The following is a 20,620-nucleotide window of genomic DNA, read 5'->3' as shown; positions in this document are numbered from 1 at the left end:
AGCCCCGATTCCGTCTTTTGTCGCGTGCGAAAAATCAGCGGCCGGCATGCGCCGTTCTGGGGGGCGCCACCTGCTCTTGATTGCGATCCAGCATGGCTTTGCGCACGGCGGCGACCTCGCGGCGCATGGCTTCCAGTTCATCATGCTGGCTGTGCTCTTTGGGCACGCGACCGCTTAACAGCGCTTCATCAAGGGCGCATTCCACTTGTTGCAGCAAGATCAGATAGGCATCGGATGGCTTGGTCATGATTGTTTCACCTCCAGACAGATAAGCATGTCGGTGCTCTCCATTCAAAAGCCGTGCCAGTTTTGAATGGGTCTGAAAATCCGCCTGAAAGTGGCCGATTGGGGATGCCGGGCTCATATCCATGGGCCAAAAAGGCGACCCGCAAGGCAAAGACTGCCGATCCACCCGGCACCACCCGGCAGAGAGTTCCCCCTAAAACATGATAGCCAGACCATGAGACTAGAGCATTTTCCGATCAAAGTGGATCGGATCAAATGCTCTAAATATTTGTTTGAACGCGATTTCCTTGCCGCGTCGTGATCCCACTCCGCTCGAAATCGCTCTAGGGCTTTGAGGGTCGCCGCCCTTCAGCTCCGATAATCGGCATTGATCGAAATATAGCCATGGGTGAGATCACAGGTCCACACCGTGGCCGCGCCTTCGCCCACCGCCACATCCACATGGATCGCGATATTTTGCCCGCGCATATGGCCGGCGGCGGCGGCTTCGCTATAATCGGGATGGCGGGCGCCTTCTTCGGCCACAAGCTGATCGCCGAGCCAGATTTTAAGCCGGTCCCGATCCGCCTTTTGCCCCGATTTTCCCACCGCCATGATGATGCGCCCCCAATTGGGATCGCTGCCGGCAATGGCGGTTTTGATGAGCGGTGAATTGGCGATGGCAAAGCCGATGATCTGAGCGGCAAACTCGTTCTCTGCCCCCGTAACCTTGATGGTGATGAATTTTTGCGCCCCTTCGCCATCACGCACCACCTGATGCGCCAGATCGATGAGCACGGCCTTCAACTGGCGGCGGAAATCATCGAGTCGGGGATCATCGGCGCGGCTGATGGGGCTGTGGGTCACGCCACAGCCGCTGGCCAGCATCAGGATGCTATCGCTGGTCGAGGTATCGGAATCAACGGTGATGCGATTGAAGCTTTGGCCAACCGCTTCGCGCAGCAGATCGATCAGCGCATCGGGAGCAATGGCCGCATTGGTGCAAATAAATCCCAGCATGGTGGCCATATCGGGCTGGATCATCCCCGATCCCTTGGCAATGCCGGTGATCACCACCTCATCCCCATCGATGCGGGCGCGGGCCGAAGCGCCTTTGGGAAAGGTATCGGTGGTGGAAATGGCGCGGGCCGCCTGTTCCCAATCACCGCTGTTGAAAGCCAGCCCCGGCAAAGCGGCCAGCAAAGGCGCTGGATCAAGGGGTTCGCCAATCACTCCGGTGGACGCCAGCGCAATGGCATCGGGGGTGCAGCCAAGATGGGCGGCATAGGCACGGGCCAGCGTTTCATTGCACAGCGCCCCGGCTTTGCCGGTAAAGGCATTGGCATTGCCCGCATTCACCAGAATCCCGGCCAGATGGCCCGCCCCATCGGGCAGCACGCTCTTGCACCAATCCACCGCCGCCGACGGCATGAGCGAGCGGGTAAAAACCCCGGCCGCCGGGATCGGTTTTTCCGCGCGGATGGCCAGCAGATCGACCCGCCCCTTATAGCGGGCACCGGTTTCAGCCACCGCAAAAGCGATGCCCGGAACGGGGGGCAGATCGGGAAAATGATCGGGTGCCAAAGGCGAACGGGCAAGAACGGCCATCGATGATCCTTTAAAGTCATGCACAAGACCCCGGAAGATGCGCGATGATGCGGCGAAAATCCGCCCCTCACACGCCGCTGTCACATGCCGGGATATAGGCTTTTATCAGCCTTCTTTGGTCTTTTGAAAGGGCGAAATCAGGCGATCAAATAGCCCCTTCATGGCAGGGCTTTTGCGCGGCTTGGTTGACAGGCTCTGATGCCCCGCTTATTTCCACAGGCACTGTCTGTCAACGTCAATGGCTTTTCCGGTCAGGGCAGCTATCTTCAAGGCTGTTCAAAACGGCAAAAAAGGCGGATTGGCAGATGGGTTTGGGTTCAGGTCCGGCCAAAGCTGAGCAGGATCGATAACAGTATGGCGCACAGCGATGATGATTTGCGTCTTTCAAGGGGTTGCACATGATGGGTTTCGGCGCTTTTGCCAAAAAGATTTTCGGCTCGCGCAATGACCGGATCGTCAAGGGGCTGATGGCCCGCGTGGCGGCAATCAATGCCCTTGAGCCTGAGGTTGAAGCCCTTACGGATGAAGCGCTGATGCAGCGCACTTCGGATTTCCGGGAGCGATTGGCCAAGGGCGAAACCCTTGATCAGATTCTGCCCGAAGCCTTTGCCACGGTGCGCGAGGCGGCGCGGCGCGGCTTGGGTCTGCGCCATTTCGATGTGCAGATGGTCGGCGGCATGGTTTTGCACAATGGCGATATTTCAGAAATGAAAACCGGCGAAGGCAAAACCCTGGTCTCCACCCTTGCCGCCTATCTCAATGCCCTCGAAGGCAAAGGCGTGCATATCGTTACGGTCAATGATTATCTGGCCCAGCGCGATAGCCAGTGGATGAAAAAGGTCTATGACCGTTTGGGCCTTAGCGTGGGGGTGATCGTCAATGGCCTTGATGATCAGGAGCGCCGGGTCGCCTATGCTGCCGATATCACCTATGGCACCAATAATGAATTCGGCTTTGATTATCTGCGCGACAATATGAAATATCGTCTCGATCAGATGGTGCAGCGGCCCTTCAATTTCGCCATCGTCGATGAGGTTGATTCCATCCTGATCGATGAGGCCCGCACGCCCCTGATCATTTCCGGGCCCACGGAAGATAAATCCGATCTTTATCTGAAAATCGATCGGCTGGTGCGCCGTCTTGAAGAGCAGCATTATGAAAAAGACGAAAAGAACAAGACCATCGCCCTCACCGAAGCCGGCGCCGAGCATATCGAGGAGATTCTCCGCGATCAGGGGCTTTTAAAGGGCGATAATCTTTATGATTATGAAAATACCACCATCGTCCATCATGTGGATCAGGCCCTGCGCGCCCGGAAAATGTTCGAGGCCGATACCGATTATATCGTAAAGGATGGCAAGGTCGTCATCATTGATGAATTTACCGGACGGATGATGCCCGGTCGGCGCTGGTCGGGCGGGCTGCATCAGGCGGTCGAGGCAAAAGAAGGGGTGGAGATTCAATCGGAAAACCAGACTTTGGCTTCGATCACCTTCCAGAATTATTTCCGCATGTACCCCAAGCTTTCGGGGATGACCGGCACGGCGGCCACGGAAGCGGCGGAATTTGCCGAGATTTACGGGCTTGATGTCATCGAGATTCCAACCAATCAGCCGGTACGTCGGGCCGATGATCATGATGAATTCTATCGCACCGCCGATGAAAAAAACCATGCCATTGTCGAAGATATCCGTGATTGCCAAAAGCGCGGCCAACCGGTGCTGGTGGGGACGGTTTCCATCGAGAAATCAGAACAGCTTGCGGCGCTTTTGAAGAAAGGCAAGATTAAGCACAATGTGCTGAATGCCCGCTATCATGAACAGGAAGCCAGCATCGTGGCGCAGGCCGGACGCCTGGGCGCGGTGACCATTGCCACCAATATGGCCGGTCGGGGTACCGATATTCAATTGGGTGGCAATCTTGAGATGCGCATTCATGATGAAACGGCGGCCCTCGATGATGAAAGCAAGCGCGCCGAACTGATCAGCCGCATCACCGCCGAGATCGAGGCGGAAAAGGCGAGGGTTCTGGAGGCGGGCGGCCTTTATGTGATGGGCACCGAACGCCACGAATCACGGCGCATCGATAATCAGCTGCGCGGACGGTCGGGGCGGCAGGGCGATCCGGGCCGGTCGAAATTCTATCTGTCCTTGCAAGATGACATGATGCGCATTTTCGGGCCGGAACGCATGGATTCGATGCTGGTAAAGCTCGGCATCGAGGAAGGCGAGGCGATTGTCCATCCCTGGCTCAATCGGGCCATCGAAAAAGCGCAGGAAAAGGTGGAAGCCCGCAATTTCGAGATGCGCAAGCATGTCTTGAAATATGATGATGTGATGAATGATCAGCGCAAGGTCATTTTCGATCAGCGCCGGGAAATCATGGATCTCGAAGATGTGGCGGAAACCGTCAAGGGCATGGGCGAAGATACCTGTTTCCATCTGATCGAAAGCCATTGTCCGCCGAAAACCTACCCTGAACAATGGAATATCGAAGGGCTGCATGTGGATGTGCGGCGGATTTTGTCCCTTGATCTGCCGCTGGCCGAATGGGCGGGCGAAGAAGGCATTGATCGCGACAAGATGACCGAGCGCCTTGAAACCGCGCTGGAACGGCATCTGGCCCAAAAAGCCACCCATTATGGGGCTAATGTCTGGCGGCAGGTGGAAAAAAGCCTGCTTTTGCAGATCATCGATCAGGAATGGAAAGATCATCTGGGCAATCTGGATTATCTGCGCCAGGCGGTGAATTTGCGCGCTCTGGCCCAGCGCAATCCGCTCAATGAATATAAGACCGAAGCCTTTTCCATGTTCGAGGCGATGCTTGGCCATGTGCGGGAATCGGTAACGCAGATGCTGTGCCATGTGGAATTGCAGCGCCCCGAAGCGCCGCCCGAACCCCAGGCCCCCCAGCAGATGAACACCCGCCATGATGATCCCCATACCGGTCGCAATCTGGTGGATGATGGCGGCCATGCCGGGCGGGTGGTGAATGCCGGCGGGACGATTGCCGCGCGGCAGCCGGCGGCCCAGCCCGATCCCAATAATCCGGCAAGCTGGGGGCGGGTGGCCCGCAATGCACCATGCCCTTGTGGTTCGGGCAAGAAATACAAGCATTGTCACGGCGTTTTGTGATCGCAGCATGCCGGGGCGGCGATACCGGGATTTTTTGCCGGAAATGCCAGAGGGTTTTTTGCCTGAAATGAAAGAATTGCCCGTCCCTTGCTTGCACCTCAAAATCCCGTGTGCTAAGGGGTGCGCGCCCGACTGAGGAACATCTGTGTGATGGCCGCTTTGTGCGCCGGTTCGCTTTGTTTCAAAAGATCGTGTATCCATAGCCTTATAATCAAGATTTCCACTTGAGGAATAAACCGTTGCCCGCAGAAAAAGCGATCGTATCAGGATTGTCCGGCCGTTATGCCACGGCTCTTTTTGCGCTGGCCCGCGAGTCCGCCTCGTTGGAGGCGCTGGCCCGTGATCGGGCGCATCTCACGGCTTTTTTTGGTGAACAGCCGGGTTTGTTGTCTTTGGCGGCGTCCCCACTTTTGACCCGCAATCAGCAGGGCGCGGTGGTTGAAACTTTGGCGACCCGGCTTGATTTATCGGCTCTGATGAAAAAATTTCTCGGCGTTTTGACACGCAATCGTCGTCTTTCCATCCTGTTGGCGGTGCTGCGCGATCTCAGCGCACTGGAAGCCGATCACAAGGGTGAGGTGACGGCGGATGTCCGCGTGGCCAGAGCGCTGACCAAAACACAAATGACGGCTTTGGAAGCCCAATTGAAGTCGATTGCCGGGCGTGATGTGGCGATCAATGCGTCAGTGGATGAAAGCCTGATCGGCGGTCTCGTCGTCAGGATCGGCTCACGCATGATCGATAGCTCGATCGCCACCAAGCTCGACAGTCTTGAACGCGCCATGAAAGGGATTTGATGATGGACATCCGTGCGGCAGAGATTTCGCAGGTCCTCAAAGACCAGATAGCAGGCTTTGGTGTTGAAGCCGAAGTGTCTGAAGTGGGTCAGGTGCTTTCGGTGGGGGACGGCATCGCCCGTGTCCATGGCCTTGATAATGTGCAGGCCGGTGAAATGGTTGAATTTCCCGGTGGTGTGCAGGGCATGGCCCTCAATCTCGAGGCCGATAATGTGGGGATCGTGATTTTCGGATCGGATCGCGGCATTGCCGAAGGCGACACCGTGAAGCGCACCGGAACGATTGTGGATGTGCCGGTGGGGCGCGGTTTGTTGGGGCGTGTGGTGGATGCCCTTGGCAATCCCATCGATGGCAAGGGCCCGATCGAATCAAGCGAACGCCGCCGGGTTGAGGTGAAAGCGCCAGGCATCATCCCGCGCAAATCGGTGCATGAGCCGATGCAAACCGGGCTGAAAGCCGTGGATGCCCTTGTGCCTGTGGGCCGTGGCCAGCGGGAACTGATCATCGGCGACCGCCAGACCGGCAAAACGGCGGTGGCCATCGATACCTTCCTCAATCAGCGCCCCATCAATGCCGGGGATGATGAGTCGAAAAAGCTTTATTGCGTTTATGTGGCCGTTGGGCAAAAGCGCTCCACCGTCGCCCAGATCGTCAAAACCCTCGAAGAAAATGGCGCGATGGAGTATTCCATCGTGGTGGCGGCAACGGCATCGGAACCCGCGCCCCTGCAATTTCTGGCCCCCTATACCGGCTGCGCCATGGGTGAGTTCTTCCGTGATAATGGCATGCATGCGGTGATCGTTTATGACGATCTATCGAAACAGGCCGTGGCTTATCGCCAGATGTCGCTCCTGCTCCGCCGTCCGCCGGGCCGCGAAGCCTATCCGGGCGATGTGTTCTATCTTCATAGCCGCCTTTTGGAGCGCGCCGCCAAGCTCAATGATGATCATGGAGCCGGATCGCTGACCGCTTTGCCCATCGTGGAAACCCAGGCCGGTGACGTATCGGCCTATATTCCGACCAATGTGATCTCGATCACCGATGGCCAGATCTTCCTCGAAACCAATCTGTTTTATCGCGGCATCCGCCCGGCCATCAATGTCGGCCTTTCGGTCAGCCGCGTGGGGTCGGCCGCACAGGTGAAGGCGATGAAGCAGGTGGCCGGCTCGATGAAGCTGGAACTGGCGCAATATCGTGAAATGGAAGCCTTCGCCCAATTTGGCTCGGATCTCGATAAATCCACTCAAAAGCTGCTCAATCGCGGCCGTCGTCTCACCGAATTGCTCAAGCAAAAGCAATATTCACCGATGACGGTGGAAGAGCAGGTGGTCTCGATCTATGCGGGCACACGCGGCTTTCTCGATGATGTGGCCCCCGATGCGGTGTCGCGCTTTGAAGAAGAACTCCTGTCGCAGATTCGCTCCAAACATGGCGATCTTCTGGAAAAAATCCGCACCAAACAGGCGCTCAATGATGAGATCGAGACAGAGCTGAAATCCGTGCTCGGCACCTTTGCCAGCAAATTTGCATGAGCCACCCGATGATTTCGCCCGTTTTTCTGCTTGAAACAAGCACCCGTTAGGGGACAGCAATGGCCAGTCTCAAAGACCTTAGAAATCGCATCGCCAGTGTGAAATCGACACAAAAGATCACCAAGGCGATGAAGATGGTCGCGGCATCAAAGCTCAAGCGCGCCCAGAATGCCGCTGAACAGGCCCGGCCCTATGCCCAGCGCATGGATAAGGTGATGGCGGCGCTTGGGCAATCGGTGATCGGCCAGCCCGGCTCTTCGCCCTTGCTGGTGGGCAGCGGCTCGGATCACACCTGGCTCGTTGTGGTGGCCACATCGGAACGGGGCCTGTGCGGCGGCTTTAATACCAATATCGTGCGGGCCGCCAAGCGCCGGATCGATAGCCTTTTAGCAGACGGTAAGGATGTCAAAATCCTGTGCGTTGGTCGCAAGGGGCGGGCGCAGCTTCGGCGGTTTTATGGCTCTCGGATCATCGATGTGATCGATATGTCGGGGATGCGATCCGTGGGATTTGCCGATGCGGCGGCGATTGCCGAACGGGTGCGGGTGATGTTTGATGAAGGTGAATTTGATGTCGCCATCATGTTTTATGCCCGTTTCCAATCGGCCCTGACCCAGATCGCCACCGAACAGCAATTGATCCCTGTGCCCTTGCCCACCGTTGAAAACGGGGCGGGTGATCTGAAGGCCGGGGGCGATGCGGTTTATGAATATGAGCCGAGCGAAGAAGCGATTTTAGAAGATTTGTTGCCGCGCAATGTTTCGGTGCAGGTCTATCGTGCTTTGCTGGAAAATGCCGCCTCGGAACAAGGCGCCCGCATGACGGCGATGGATGCCGCTTCGCGCAATGCCGGGGATTTGATCGACCGTTTGACGATTGAATATAATCGCACCCGTCAGGCTGTGATCACCAAAGAACTGATCGAAATCATTTCGGGCGCAGAGGCGCTCTGACAGACGCGTTGGCAATTCGTTGCGGGACCGCGAGGAGAGAGAAAAGATGGCAAAAACTACCAGCAGTACGGGCCGGATCGTATCGGTCATCGGCCCCGTGGTGGACGTGAAGTTCGACGGTGATCTGCCGGCCATTCTATCGGCGCTGGAAGCCGATAATCATGGCACCCGGCTGGTGCTGGAAGTGGCGCAGCATCTGGGTGAAAATACCGTGCGCACCATTGCCATGGATGGCACCGATGGCCTCGTGCGGGGTCAGGAAGTGACCAATACCGGCGAGCCGATCATGGTGCCGGTGGGGCCGGAAACTCTGGGCCGGATCATGAATGTGATTGGCGAGCCCGTGGATGAGCGCGGCCCGGTGAACACCAAAATGCGCCTGCCCATTCACCGCGAAGCACCAAGCTTTGCCGAACAATCCACCGAGCAGGAAATTCTCGTCACCGGGATCAAGGTGGTGGATCTCCTCGCCCCTTATGCCAAGGGCGGCAAGATCGGCCTGTTTGGCGGCGCGGGCGTGGGGAAAACCGTGCTGATCATGGAATTGATCAACAATATCGCCAAGGGCCATGGCGGCTATTCAGTTTTTGCCGGGGTGGGTGAGCGGACCCGCGAAGGCAATGATCTGTATCATGAAATGATCGACTCCGGGGTTATCAATCTGGAAGGCGACTCCAAAGCCGCGCTGGTTTATGGCCAGATGAATGAACCGCCGGGCGCGCGCGCACGGGTGGCTCTGACCGGGCTGACCCAGGCCGAATATTTCCGCGATGAAGAAGGCCAGGATGTGCTGTTCTTCGTCGATAATATTTTCCGCTTCACGCAGGCGGGTTCCGAAGTCTCCGCCCTTTTGGGCCGCATTCCTTCGGCGGTGGGCTATCAGCCCACTCTTGCCACCGATATGGGGCAGCTTCAGGAACGCATCACCTCGACGCATAAGGGGTCGATCACCTCGGTGCAGGCGATTTATGTGCCCGCCGATGATTTGACCGATCCGGCCCCCGCCACATCCTTTGCCCATTTGGATGCCACCACGGTTCTGAACCGCGCTATTGCTGAATTGGGCATCTATCCGGCGGTGGATCCCCTTGATTCCACATCGCAGATGCTCGATCCCCGGATCATTGGTGATGAGCATTATCAGGTGACCCGCGATGTGCAGCGGGTTTTGCAAAATTATAAATCCCTGCAGGACATCATCGCCATTCTGGGCATGGATGAGCTTTCGGAAGAAGACAAGCTGACCGTGGCCCGGGCCCGGAAAATCCAACGCTTCTTATCGCAGCCCTTTCATGTGGCGGAAATCTTCACCGGCTTTCCGGGGGTTTTCGTGCAGCTTGAAGAGACCATCAAGGGCTTCAAGGCGATCGTGGCCGGGGAATGTGACGATATGCCCGAAGCGGCATTCTATATGGTTGGAACGCTGGATGATGCCAAGGCGAAAGCCCGCAAAATGGCATCGGATGCGGCCTAAGCCTTTGTTGCTGCGCCCAAAAGCAGAGAATGGAGTTTGCCATCATGGCTGAACTGATGAGCTTTGAACTGGTGAGTCCTGAACGCCTGTTGCTTGATCTGCAGGTGGCGCATGTGATCGTTCCCGGATCGGAAGGCGAATTTGGCGTGCTGCCCGGCCATGCGCCCTTGATGTCAACCCTGCGCCCCGGTTTGATTTCTGTTTATGAAGACGAACAAAAGCCGCCGCAGGTTTTTTTCCTCAAGGGCGGCTTTGTGGAAGTGAACAGCGAAGGGCTGGTGGTTTTGGCTGAAGATACCATCGATCCCGAAAGCATTGATCGGGCGCAGCTTGAGCAGGATATCAAAAACAGCATGGAAGATCTCAGCCTCGCCAAAGATGCTTTAGAGCTGGAGCGCGCGGAAAAGCGGCTGGCCTGGATGAAGCCGCTGCAGGAAATCCTTAAGCATTAAGGGGCTTTTGCCCTGGGTGGCGGGGTCACTTCCCATCAAAGATCATCCTGATAAAGTCATGCCTTGGCATGGCTTTTTCTTTTTATCGGGAACATGATAAGCTATGCATTCGTTTTTTTGTGAAGGCGCTATGGCGCTTTGATGACAAGGCTGCCCCGCAGGCCCGAATTCTATGATGGGCATCAAATGAGAATGGGCGACAGGTGAAAGAAACGCATGGCACAGCATTGGACATTGGATAGCATCGATTGGTCGGGCTTTGATCCCGATGCCGTATCGGATGATTTGCTGGCGGTGGTCAAGGCAGCGTCATTGGTCGAGGCGAATTCGGCCGATTATGTCACCTATTTATGCCGTGTTTTTCCCGATGATGCAGATTTTCAAGCCGCCGCCCGGCAGTGGGGCGACGAAGAAGCCCAGCATGGGGCGGCTTTGGGGCGATGGGCGGAAATCGCCGATCCCGCTTTTTCCTTTGCACAAAGCCTAGCCCTTTTTCGCGAAGGCTATGGCCTGCCCCTTGATGCCAGCGCATCGGTGCGCGGCAGCCGGGCGGGGGAATTGATCGCCCGCTGTGTGGTGGAATCGGGCACATCGTCCTTTTATTCGGCGATCCGCGATGCCACCAGCGAGCCGGTTTTGAAAGAGGTGTGCCGGCGCATCGCCATCGATGAGTTTTTTCACTATCGTTTATTTCAAAAGCATTTGGGGCGCTATAAATCGGGCGACCGCCTGAGCTTCATGGAGCGCCTGAAAGTGGCGCTGGGCCGGGTGCAGGAAGCCGAAGATGATGAACTGGCCTATGCGTGGTATGCCGCCAATATTCTGCCCCATGATCCCAAAGCGGTGTATGATACCAAGGCCAATGCCACGGCCTATTGGCGCAGTGCCATGGCCCTTTATCAGCGCCAGCATATCGATAATGCGGCACGGATGATCTTGCGGGCGGCGGATTTCAATGCCAATGGCCGCCTGGCCGATCTGGTGGCCGGGGCAGGATGGCATTTCGTGAAATGGCGGCGCGATAAGCTCGCCCGCACCGCCTGATCACCCAGTGGAGTCACTGCCCGGGGGTGAGGTGGGGTGGAATTGGCAAAAGCTCCTAAAGCTTATCTCGCAAACGACTACGGACAGCAGACCACCCCGCCCGAATTCACCGAGGGGGGTTGGAACCTTGCTGTGGTTCATTATAATAAGTTGCACGTAGAGCTAGCAAATGCATGAGTTTTAATTTTCCACTTTTTGATCCTTCCAATCTTTCCATCTATTTTGTCCCCGATGGAAGAAATAAGATTGCTGAACCTTGAGCCTGTACGAGATGTGTAACCCCGCGATATTTCTTGCTTGGAATACCAGTCCGGCTTACAAAAACAAGAAATGAAGGTTCATCCAATGGGCAAGCTTACCGGAAAAATTATCGAAGCTCAGGCCATAGAGGATGGGCTAGGCACAGCGCGGATCGGTGCCGAATTGAAGAAGCTGCGCATTCTGGCTGGCCTCACGCAAGGGCATGTTGCTGCGAGCATGGACGTTCAGCAAGCCTCGATCTCCAAGATTGAGAACGGCGGTGAAATATATCTCAGCACCGTGGAACGTTATGTCAAAGCCCTTGGTGCTTCGCTGCGTCTGAACGCGCATTTTCCAGTCGATACCCCGATTGCAGCTCGGCTGCAGAGTGTGCCTTTCGACATCGAGCCAGGGCACGATGACCAACTCATACTTCCAATTCTTGCAGACGAGCCATTCAAACCCCAACGCGACGTGGTGTTGTCTATCAAGCCGGTCTATTCCGAGAAAATCCTCACAGGTGAGAAGACGGTAGAATTGCGCCGCCGTTTTCCTGTTGCAGCTCCGCATGGTGCCTTAGCCTATATTTATTCAAGCTCGCCAGTTAAGGCGATGGTCGGCACCGCTTCGATCCGTGATGTCTTAAAGCTTCCAGTCGAGCAAATCTGGAATAAATTTGAAAGTAAGGCCTTTATCGAGCGGCCGTTATTCGACAAGTATTTTGAAGGATTGGATTATGGCTACGCGCTTGTATTTGATGATGTGAAATCATTCACCCGTCCGCTACCGCTTCACGAGCTTCGAGAGAAATTTGGCTTTGAGCCGCCACAGTCTTTTCTTTACGCCAAGCATGATCTGAGAAGGGCACTTCAAGATGAGCCATCAAGCGTATCTCATTGATACGAATATCCTGATTGAGCTCGAAGACAATCACACAGTTAAAGCAGCTTATGCTCGATTGCTCGCACTAGCGGCGACCCATAAGGTAGGCGTTTACGTTCATGAGGCTGCGATGGACGACATCGCCCATGATACGGATGCGAGGCGCCGTGAAATTTCCCTCAGCAAGATCCAAAAGTATCAGCTTCTGAAGAAGCAGCGCGGCTTGAAACGGCTCGATCTCGAAGAGGCCTTCGGACAGCTAAAGAAGCCGAACGATGTTGTAGATGCGACCCTTCTTGATTCGCTTGAGAAAGGCGCTGCAGACTTTCTTGTCACACAGGACAAAGGGCTTCATCAGCGCGCCCAGAAACGTTCGCCTGACCTTGCGCGGCGCGTCCTGTTTGTCAGCGACGCCGAGGAATTGCTCGTTCAGACCTATGAGCCGAAGCAAGTGCCGATCCGCCACGTTGGCGAGGCAGCAGCACATGAGATCGACAGATCGGACACATTTTTTGACAGCCTTCGAAAGGGCTATCCGGAATTCGATAACTGGTGGCGAGAAAAGTGCGTGAAGCAGCACCGATCATGCTGGGTGGTTTATGATAACGACCAGTTGGTGGGACTGATCGTTCGCAAAGACGAAGATGCATTGGATACTGATGCGGTCACGAAAGCCAATAAAATTCTCAAAATCTGCACCTTCAAGGTAGCGTCGGAAAGCCGGGGGGTGAAGCTCGGAGAGTTGCTTCTGAAACAGGTTCTTTGGTATGCTCAAACCAACAAATACGATCTAGCGTATCTGACGACATATGAAGAACATGTCGCTTTGATGCAGTTGCTGGAATATTATGGGTTTCGGAATTCGGGTCAGAACGCCAACGGCGAATACATCTATGAGCGAGATTTCTCCGCCGTGGTTCTTACACCACAAGATGACAAAAGCGACTTCGATCTGGCACGGGAGCACTATCCACGCTTTGTATTTCACGACAATACACCCGGCTTCGGCATTCCGATCAGGGAGGCATATCACGATACGCTCTTCCCGGACCTTTATAGCCCACTTCAGCCGGACCTTTTTGCTGGTGCGTCCCGCGCCGAGACGATTACAAGGCCTGGCAACACGATCCGAAAGGTGTATCTCTGTCGTTCCAAATCGAAGCTTGGGCCTGCAGGATCACTTCTATTTTTTTACAAAAGTACTTCGCGGAATCCCCCATCGCAGGCCATTACCGCTCTTGGCATTCTGGAAAGTGTGACGCCGGCCGGATCGACCAAAAAGCTCATGCAACTGACAGGCGGTCGGTCCGTCTATAGTGAGGAGCAGCTGAAGAAGTGGAAGGCAACGCCCGATGATCCCGTCAAGGTTATCAACTTCCTGCTGATTTCATATATCGAGCCGGCGGTGTCGCTTCAAGAGTTGCGAAGCATGGGTGTCATCAATGGCCACCCTCAGCAGTCTATCTACAGACTAAACCAAACGCTGACGGCAAGTCTGGTAAAGCGTGCAAATCTAAAGTTCGAAGTATGAACCAGCGGATCGTTGCGTTCACAGGTATTTCTGGCGTGGGAAAGACTACCTTCTTGTGCCGGCTAGCAAAGCTAGTTGATTTCCAGCACCTTACTGGCGGCAGCCTTATTGCCGCAGCTCGGCAGGTTCCATCAGAAGGCAGAGATGCCATTCGCTATTCTGACCTTGATGATAACCAGCGCCTTTTGATCGAAGGTTTCATTCTTACACGCGATCCAAACTCGAACTTGGTTGTGATTGACGGACACGTTGTCATTGACGATGGAAAAGGGCTGACGAAAATTTCGAGCGAGATTTTCAGGGCGCTTGGAGTTTCATTCATGGTACATCTGGAATCCGAGCCGGAACGTATTGCTGCCAATCGTGGAGCGGATACATCACGGTCTCGTCCGACTTATCCATCGAATGTTCTTAAACAGCACCAAGTGATTTCTCGTGCTCACGCCCAAGCCATCGCTGACATAATAGATGTCCCCTTCTTTATAGTCACGCACAAGGATATTGATCAGTTGGCCAGCCTTCTCATCGCCGAATAATCTATACAACTCTGAGGCCTTGCCATTCTCTAACAGGGAGAACAATCTGTGGGGCAGAAAAGACCGCCTTTGCAGCACTTTCAAAAAATCGTCTTAAGTGGCGGAAAATGACTTTCTGCCTTCCCTGACAAGCCTAAGATTCTATAAGCCTTCGTTTATATGACTTATACATACTCTTGGGCGAGTATGACCGTCAAGACAACCATCGGCTTCACCGACTGTCATCATGGTTTTCTGGCCGATCTGGTGGCCGGGGCGGGGTGGCATTTCGTGAAATGGCGGCGCGACAAGCTCGCCCGCACCGCCTGATCATCCAGCCTGTACCACGACCAAAGCCGCTGCCTTCAGCTTTGGCGCCTTCAGTGGCTATCGCTGTTTTCGGCCATCTCATCGGGGTTGCGGGGTGATTGGAAGGCTTTCGACCAGAACAGTCCATTCAGGAAAAGCTTGCTGGTACCCAGAAAAATTCCCCGGAAATTGACGGCATCGGCAATGGCGATGACGCTGCCCGCGCCCTTCCGTTCAGCCAGCATCATCGGGGTGCCTGCGATGTCCTTGATCCGGCGGTCTGAGGCATAGCCTGAGAGCAGCGGCTGTGTTTCCAGATAGCGGGCGATCTGGGCATAGGGATTAGCGGGCACCGCAAGGGTGCGGGTGATATTGCGATGGCTGGGGATCAGCCGATCAGAATAGCCAAAGGCCATGGGATGGGTGATATCGAGATCGCTGCCAAAAATCGCCCCGCCGATCACATCTTTCGCCTCGGCCACCGGGAAATCGGCATAATCAAGGCGCTTGGGGCCAGCCTCTTCCGCCTTGGCACCCCCCGTTTTCCCCTCTTTCGATTGGTCCTTGGTTGATGTGTCGGCGGCGGTCAAAAAGCTTTTCTGGGCCCACAGGGCGCCTTGGCGCAGAGCGATCAGGGTGCCACCCTCTTCGCTGATCCATTGGCCCAAACGCTGGGTGCTGCGTTCATCCAAAGCGGCGTTGCCGCCGGGCAGAATGATATGGCTATAGACCGACCAATCAAGGCCGCGCAGATCATCCTTCGCCCGCAAGGTGACCGGGATATGCATTTCATGATCGAGCAGGAACCAGGCTTCACCGGCTTCATATTTGCTGATGCCCGCATCGAAAAGCAAAAGCACCTTGGGCTTTTCTAGGCTTTCAAAAGAATTGCGACCCCCCAGATCGGCCCCCACCGTGGGGGTGAGGCCTGAGCTTATGGCATGAACCGCGATGCCCTCATCCGCCGCCACCGATGCCACGAGGCGATGGATAGCATCCGCCCCGTGATCCTGGCCCGCCAGCGGCACAAACAGGCTGCCGCGCGGGAAATCGACGATGCCCTTGGTGGTGATGGCGCTGAAGGGCTCAACAGCACCCCGCACCCGAAGCCCGGCATCGAGCAGACGATAAAGCGCCTTGGGGGCATAATGATCGGTCCATTCAAAACCATAGCCATAAGGGGCACGATCCGGCACCGGGGCGCTTTCGGCCTTCGCCATGGAGGGGGTGGGGGCGGGGGCGCCCATCAGATCATCGCGCCAATCTTTTCGATCAAGGGAGGCATGATCAAGATCATAGGCCAAGGGCAGGGTCCAGCCCGAAACATCATAGAAAACGGCTTCCTCAAAGCGGCGCACCCGCTCGAAAATGCCCTTGATCATGTGATATTGGGTTTGCGCCATGGGCACGATCACCGCTTCACCGGCGCGATAAGGAATATTATCGATGGTGATGGTGCGGGCCAGTTCATGGCTTTTGATCTGATGGCGCGCCAAAAGATCGGTGAAAAGCCGCATCCGGGCCTGATCGGGGGAGCTGTAAACCCAGCCTTTGATGGGATCATCCTTGGCTTTCGCCATGGCATCTTGATGAAATTGCGCCTGATAGGCCAGCAGATCGGGCTTCAGCCCCAGCGCGCCCCGGATCGATGAAAGCGATGTGCGGAAATGCTTGCGGATATTTTCGCCATGGGTGCGCAGGCCATTGGGGGTCTCGATCACGCCGCCACGGGCGGCCCCGGCCTCGAACAAAATGCCGATCGATCCATTGATATGGGGATAGGTTGATCCCTTGCCGATATAGTAATTATCAAAGCCTTCTTCGGTGAAATAAAGGGTGCCATCCTGATCAAGGCTTTTGGCATGATAGCCGGCCATTTGTTTCAGAAGATCGCGGGATCGATCCGGGATCAGGGGGTTTTTGCGTTGCGGCTCGCCGGGGTGGAAATAATAGGTCGAATTGGAACCCATCTCATGATAATCGACCGTGACATTGGGCTTCCACTCATGCCATTTGGCGAGCCAGGCCTTTGATTCGGGCTGGGTTTGCAACAACCATTGGCGATTGAGATCAAACCAGTAATGATTGGTGCGCGCATCCACCCATAAATCATGAGCAGCATGGGCAGGATCGGTGACCGGCACCACCGAACCATATTTATAAACATGATCAATGCGGCGGGAATGGCCATCGGGATTGAAGATGGCGGTGATCAGGATGATGCTGCCTTCAAGGCTTTGTCCTGTTTCCTCATCCTGCGCGGCGGCCAGATGATACACCACCGGAATGGCGGCATCCATGCCCGAGGCTTCGGCCCCATGCACCCCATAGTTCAGCCATGTCACCACCGGCATTTCGGGGCTGACTGTGGCACTATCGGGGCTGGTGCTCAGCGCCACATGGGCAGAGCGAAGGGCGGGAAGGCGCTGATGATTGGAGGGCGAGGTGATCACCAGAAATTCGATGGGCCGCCCTTCATGGCTGTGGCCGATGGTATCAATGTTGATGCGATCCGAAAGGTCTGCCACCCGGCGCAGATAGGCGACCATCTGATCATGGCGCACCGGCTGTGTGCCCAATTCATAACCTGAAAAGGCTTCCCAAGTGGGGATCGCCGGATCATAGCGCGCACCCTCGGGGGCGAAATAGGCCATGGGTTCGGCCTTGGCAGGGCTTGCGAGGAAAAGAGCGGGGCCGGCTTGCACCCCCATGATGATCAGGCTCAACAGGATGAAAAGGCGCTGAGCCGAGAGGGCGAGGCTGGGGAAAAGGCGCATATGGGGCGGTCCGTTCTTTTTTAAATCCCGATGGGCCCCATCCTAAACACCGCCCCCACCTCTTGCCAAGTGTGGGCCGCTTTTATAAAAGAGGGGCACAATCGATCATCAGGACAAAAGGGGCCGCAGATGGAGCTTTGGCATAATCCGCGTTGCAGCAAATCGCGCCAGACCCTCGCCCTTTTGGATGCGCGCGGCGTGGATCTGGTGATCCGGCGCTATCTGGAAACACCCCCCAGCGCCGATGAAATCGCCCATGCCCTGAAGCTGTTGGGGATGACCCCACGGCAATTGCTGCGCCGGGGTGAAGCCGCCTATCAGGATCTGGGGCTTGATGATCCCGACAAAAGCGATGAAGACCTCATCGCCGCCATGGCCGCCCACCCCATTCTGATCGAGCGCCCGATCCTGATCGGCACTGATCGCGCCGCCCTTGGCCGCCCGCCAGAGCAGGTGCTCGATATTCTCTAAAGCGATCAGCCGGTTTTTTTGAACCGTGCGGCAGGCTCATAGCCAAGATTGGGCGACAGCCATTTTTCGATCCGGGCGATCTCGACCCCGCGCCTTTTGGCATAATCCTCCACCTGATCCGGGCCGATTTTGCCAATCCCGAAATAATGGCTTTCGGGATGCGCCAGATAATAGCCCGAAACGCTGGAGGCAGGCAGCATCGCAAAGCTTTCGGTGAGATGAATGCCGGTGGCCTTTTCCGCATCGAGAAGGGCAAATAGCGCCGGTTTTTCAGAATGATCGGGGCAGGCCGGATAGCCCGGTGCCGGGCGAATGCCGCGATAGCCTTCCTTGATGATCTGTTCATTGCTCAGGGCTTCATCGGATGCATAGCCCCAGAATTCGGTGCGCACCTTTTCATGCAGCCGCTCGGCAAAGGCTTCGGCCAGCCGATCCGCCAATGACTTCAGCATGATCGAGGCATAATCATCATGGGCGGCCTTGAATTCGGCCAGCTTTTCTTCGATCCGGCCCCCCGCCGTGACCGCGAAACCGCCGATATAATCACACAGGCCGGTGGATGCAGGGGCGATGAAATCGGCCAGACAATCATTGCTGCGCTCTCCGCGCTTTTGCTGCTGCTGGCGCAGGAAATGCACCCGGGCGCGTTCTTTTGTGCGGCTTTCATCGTGCCATAAAATCACATCATCGCCATCGGCATTGGCGGGCCAGAAGGCGCATACGCCCCGCGCTTCCACCCAGTGTTCATCGATGATGCGCGCCAGCATTTTTTTGGCATCGTCAAACAGATTGCGGGCGGTTTCCCCGATGATCGCATCTTTTAACAGGGCGGGATAGGTGCCAGCCAGTTCCCATGTGCGAAAAAAGGGCGTCCAATCAATGCGTTCCACCAGATCGCCAAGCGGATAATTGTCGAGCACGATACGCTCCGGGCGCCGGGGTTTCGGTGCCGATGGGCCGTTCGACCAATCAAGGGCGGGGGCATTGTCGCGGGCCTGAGCAAGGCTGATCAGACGATCCACCTGGGGCCGGGCCAGGCGCTTTTCGCGCATGCTGTCATAGCTGCTTTTGGTTTCATCCACAAAGCGCTGCTTGTGCTGATCCGATACCAAGGTGCCCGCCACCCCCACTGATCGCGAGGCATCAAGCACATGCACCACCGGCCCATCATAGGCCGGGGCGATTTTCACCGCCGTGTGCATTTTCGATGTGGTGGCCCCGCCGATCAAAAGCGGCAGCTTGAAGTGCTGGCGCTGCATTTCCTCGGCAACCGTGACCATTTCATCAAGGGATGGGGTGATCAGGCCCGAAAGCCCGATCATATCGACTTTCTGCTCGCGGGCAGTCTCGAGGATGGTTTGCCATGGCACCATCACCCCCAGATCGATGACCTCGAAATTATTGCATTGCAAAACCACCGCCACGATATTCTTGCCGATATCATGCACATCGCCCTTCACCGTGGCCATCACGATCCGGCCTTTCGGTCCGCCCGCGCCTTCGGCTTTTTCAGCCTCGATATAGGGGAGCAGATGGGCCACGGCCTTTTTCATCACCCGCGCCGACTTCACCACCTGAGGCAGGAACATCTTCCCCGAACCAAACAGATCGCCCACCACATTCATGCCATCCATCAAGGGGCCTTCGATCACATCGATGGGGCGCGATGCTTTTTGCCGGGCTTCTTCGGTATCTTCCACCACGAATTTGTCGATCCCCTTCACAAGGGCATATTCAAGGCGCTTTTCCACCGCCACATCCCGCCATGAAAGATCTTCTTCCCGGCGCAGGCCGCCGCCTTTATAGCGTTCGGCCATCTCCAGCAGGCGATCGGTGGCATCGGGGCGGCGATCAAGGATCACATCCTCGACACAATCGCGCAATTCCGGCTCGATCTGATCATAAACGGCGAGCTGACCGGCATTGACGATGCCCATATCCATCCCGGCGGCAATGGCGTGATATAAAAACACCGAATGCATCGCTTCGCGCACCCGATCATTGCCGCGAAATGAAAAAGACACATTGGAAACGCCGCCCGATATGCGGGCATGGGGGCAGCGCTGTTTGATGATTTTCGTGGCTTCGATGAAATAGCGGGCATAGGGGTTATGCTCTTCAATGCCGGTGGCAACGGCAAAGATATTGGGATCAAAGATGATGTCTTCGGGGGGGAAGCCATCCTCGGTCAGTAATTTATAGGATCGTTCGCAGATCGCCACCTTGCGTTCGATGCTATCGGCCTGGCCATCCTCGTCAAAAGCCATCACCACGGTGGCCGCGCCAAAACGGCGGATCGTGCGGGATTGTTCCAGAAAGGGCGCCTCGCCTTCTTTCAAGGAGATTGAATTGACGATGGCCTTGCCGGGAACGCATTTCAAACCGGCTTCGATGATCGCCCATTTCGAGCTATCGATCATGATCGGCACCCGGGCAATATCCGGCTCGGTGGCGATCAGATTGAGAAAGATGGTCATCGCCTCTTGGCTGTCGAGCATCCCCTCATCCATATTGATATCGATGATCTGGGCCCCGTTTTCCACCTGTGAGCGGGCCACCTCCAGCGCTGCATCATAATCGCCATTCAGGATCAACTTGTTGAACCGGGCCGATCCCGTGACATTGGTGCGTTCGCCGATATTGATGAATTGTGCGGTTTTCTGGGTCATGCTGTGC

The 20,620-nt window shown here is 56.0% G+C and carries 16 protein-coding genes; 12 read left to right on the top strand and 4 right to left on the bottom strand.

The genetic code is table 11. The features are described 5' to 3' along the window. Window positions 1-34: 34 nt before the first annotated feature. The gene (locus QK300_RS04920; RefSeq protein WP_281300508.1) at window positions 35-247 is read right to left on the bottom strand and encodes a hypothetical protein; all 213 of its coding nucleotides are present in this window, start codon (window positions 245-247) and stop codon (window positions 35-37) included. A 347-nt stretch (window positions 248-594) separates the two neighbouring features. Continuing rightward, window positions 595-1,833 (bottom strand): bifunctional glutamate N-acetyltransferase/amino-acid acetyltransferase ArgJ, encoded by a 1,239-nt coding sequence (argJ, locus tag QK300_RS04915; RefSeq protein WP_281300509.1) that lies wholly within the window; start codon window positions 1,831-1,833, stop codon window positions 595-597. 398 nt (window positions 1,834-2,231) lie between these two features. Here argJ and secA point away from each other — a divergent pair, with 398 nt between their 5' ends. The 11 genes from secA (at window position 2,232) to QK300_RS04860 (ending at window position 14,717) form a co-directional block, all read left to right on the top strand. Then, the gene (gene secA, locus QK300_RS04910; RefSeq protein ID WP_281300510.1) at window positions 2,232-4,967 is read left to right on the top strand and encodes a preprotein translocase subunit SecA; all 2,736 of its coding nucleotides are present in this window, start codon (window positions 2,232-2,234) and stop codon (window positions 4,965-4,967) included. 239 nt (window positions 4,968-5,206) lie between these two features. Further along, on the top strand, window positions 5,207-5,764 hold the full coding sequence (locus tag QK300_RS04905) for a F0F1 ATP synthase subunit delta (protein ID WP_281300511.1): 558 nt from the start codon (window positions 5,207-5,209) through the stop codon (window positions 5,762-5,764). 2 nt (window positions 5,765-5,766) lie between these two features. Further along, a complete protein-coding gene (atpA, locus tag QK300_RS04900; RefSeq protein WP_348651826.1) occupies window positions 5,767-7,296 on the top strand; it encodes a F0F1 ATP synthase subunit alpha in 1,530 nt (509 codons plus the stop codon). 59 nt (window positions 7,297-7,355) lie between these two features. Continuing rightward, window positions 7,356-8,249 carry a F0F1 ATP synthase subunit gamma gene (locus tag QK300_RS04895; protein WP_281300513.1) on the top strand — a complete coding sequence of 298 codons (894 nt, stop codon included), beginning with the start codon at window positions 7,356-7,358 and terminating at the stop codon, window positions 8,247-8,249. A 46-nt stretch (window positions 8,250-8,295) separates the two neighbouring features. Further along, complete coding sequence (atpD, locus tag QK300_RS04890; RefSeq protein ID WP_281300514.1) at window positions 8,296-9,723, top strand: F0F1 ATP synthase subunit beta; 1,428 nt, start codon at window positions 8,296-8,298, stop codon at window positions 9,721-9,723. A gap of 44 nt (window positions 9,724-9,767) precedes the next feature. Further along, complete coding sequence (gene atpC, locus QK300_RS04885; RefSeq protein ID WP_281300515.1) at window positions 9,768-10,175, top strand: ATP synthase F1 subunit epsilon; 408 nt, start codon at window positions 9,768-9,770, stop codon at window positions 10,173-10,175. Between the two features lie 216 nt (window positions 10,176-10,391). Continuing rightward, entirely contained in the window at window positions 10,392-11,219 is an 828-nt protein-coding gene (locus QK300_RS04880; RefSeq protein ID WP_281300516.1) for a ferritin-like domain-containing protein, read from the top strand. A gap of 345 nt (window positions 11,220-11,564) precedes the next feature. Then, window positions 11,565-12,359 carry a helix-turn-helix domain-containing protein gene (locus QK300_RS04875; RefSeq protein WP_281300517.1) on the top strand — a complete coding sequence of 265 codons (795 nt, stop codon included), beginning with the start codon at window positions 11,565-11,567 and terminating at the stop codon, window positions 12,357-12,359. Then, window positions 12,334-13,872 carry a GNAT family N-acetyltransferase gene (locus tag QK300_RS04870; protein WP_281300518.1) on the top strand — a complete coding sequence of 513 codons (1,539 nt, stop codon included), beginning with the start codon at window positions 12,334-12,336 and terminating at the stop codon, window positions 13,870-13,872. The genes QK300_RS04875 and QK300_RS04870 overlap by 26 nt, the downstream gene beginning before the upstream one ends. After that, the gene (locus QK300_RS04865; RefSeq protein WP_042088086.1) at window positions 13,869-14,408 is read left to right on the top strand and encodes an AAA family ATPase; all 540 of its coding nucleotides are present in this window, start codon (window positions 13,869-13,871) and stop codon (window positions 14,406-14,408) included. The genes QK300_RS04870 and QK300_RS04865 overlap by 4 nt, the downstream gene beginning before the upstream one ends. 186 nt (window positions 14,409-14,594) lie before the next feature. Next, window positions 14,595-14,717 (top strand): hypothetical protein, encoded by a 123-nt coding sequence (locus QK300_RS04860; RefSeq protein WP_281300519.1) that lies wholly within the window; start codon window positions 14,595-14,597, stop codon window positions 14,715-14,717. A gap of 50 nt (window positions 14,718-14,767) precedes the next feature. On the opposite strand, the gene QK300_RS04855 is transcribed toward QK300_RS04860, so the two are convergent. Further along, window positions 14,768-17,473: a M14 family zinc carboxypeptidase gene (locus QK300_RS04855; protein WP_281300520.1), complete on the bottom strand. Its 2,706-nt coding sequence runs from the start codon at window positions 17,471-17,473 to the stop codon at window positions 14,768-14,770. 129 nt (window positions 17,474-17,602) lie between these two features. On the opposite strand from QK300_RS04855, the gene arsC reads away from it, so the two are divergent. After that, the gene (arsC, locus tag QK300_RS04850) at window positions 17,603-17,944 is read left to right on the top strand and encodes an arsenate reductase (glutaredoxin) (RefSeq protein WP_281300521.1); all 342 of its coding nucleotides are present in this window, start codon (window positions 17,603-17,605) and stop codon (window positions 17,942-17,944) included. Window positions 17,945-17,949: 5 nt separating this feature from the next. On the opposite strand, the gene metH is transcribed toward arsC, so the two are convergent. Next, window positions 17,950-20,613: a methionine synthase gene (metH, locus tag QK300_RS04845; protein WP_281300522.1), complete on the bottom strand. Its 2,664-nt coding sequence runs from the start codon at window positions 20,611-20,613 to the stop codon at window positions 17,950-17,952. Between the last annotated feature and the right edge of the window lie 7 nt (window positions 20,614-20,620).

Origin of the sequence: Iodidimonas sp. MBR-22, from assembly GCF_029946565.1 — a bacterium.
Lineage (GTDB): Bacteria > Pseudomonadota > Alphaproteobacteria > Sphingomonadales > Rhodothalassiaceae > Iodidimonas > Iodidimonas nitroreducens.
Note: the sequence above shows the minus strand (reverse complement) of the source record. Positions and strands in the feature narration are given on the sequence as shown.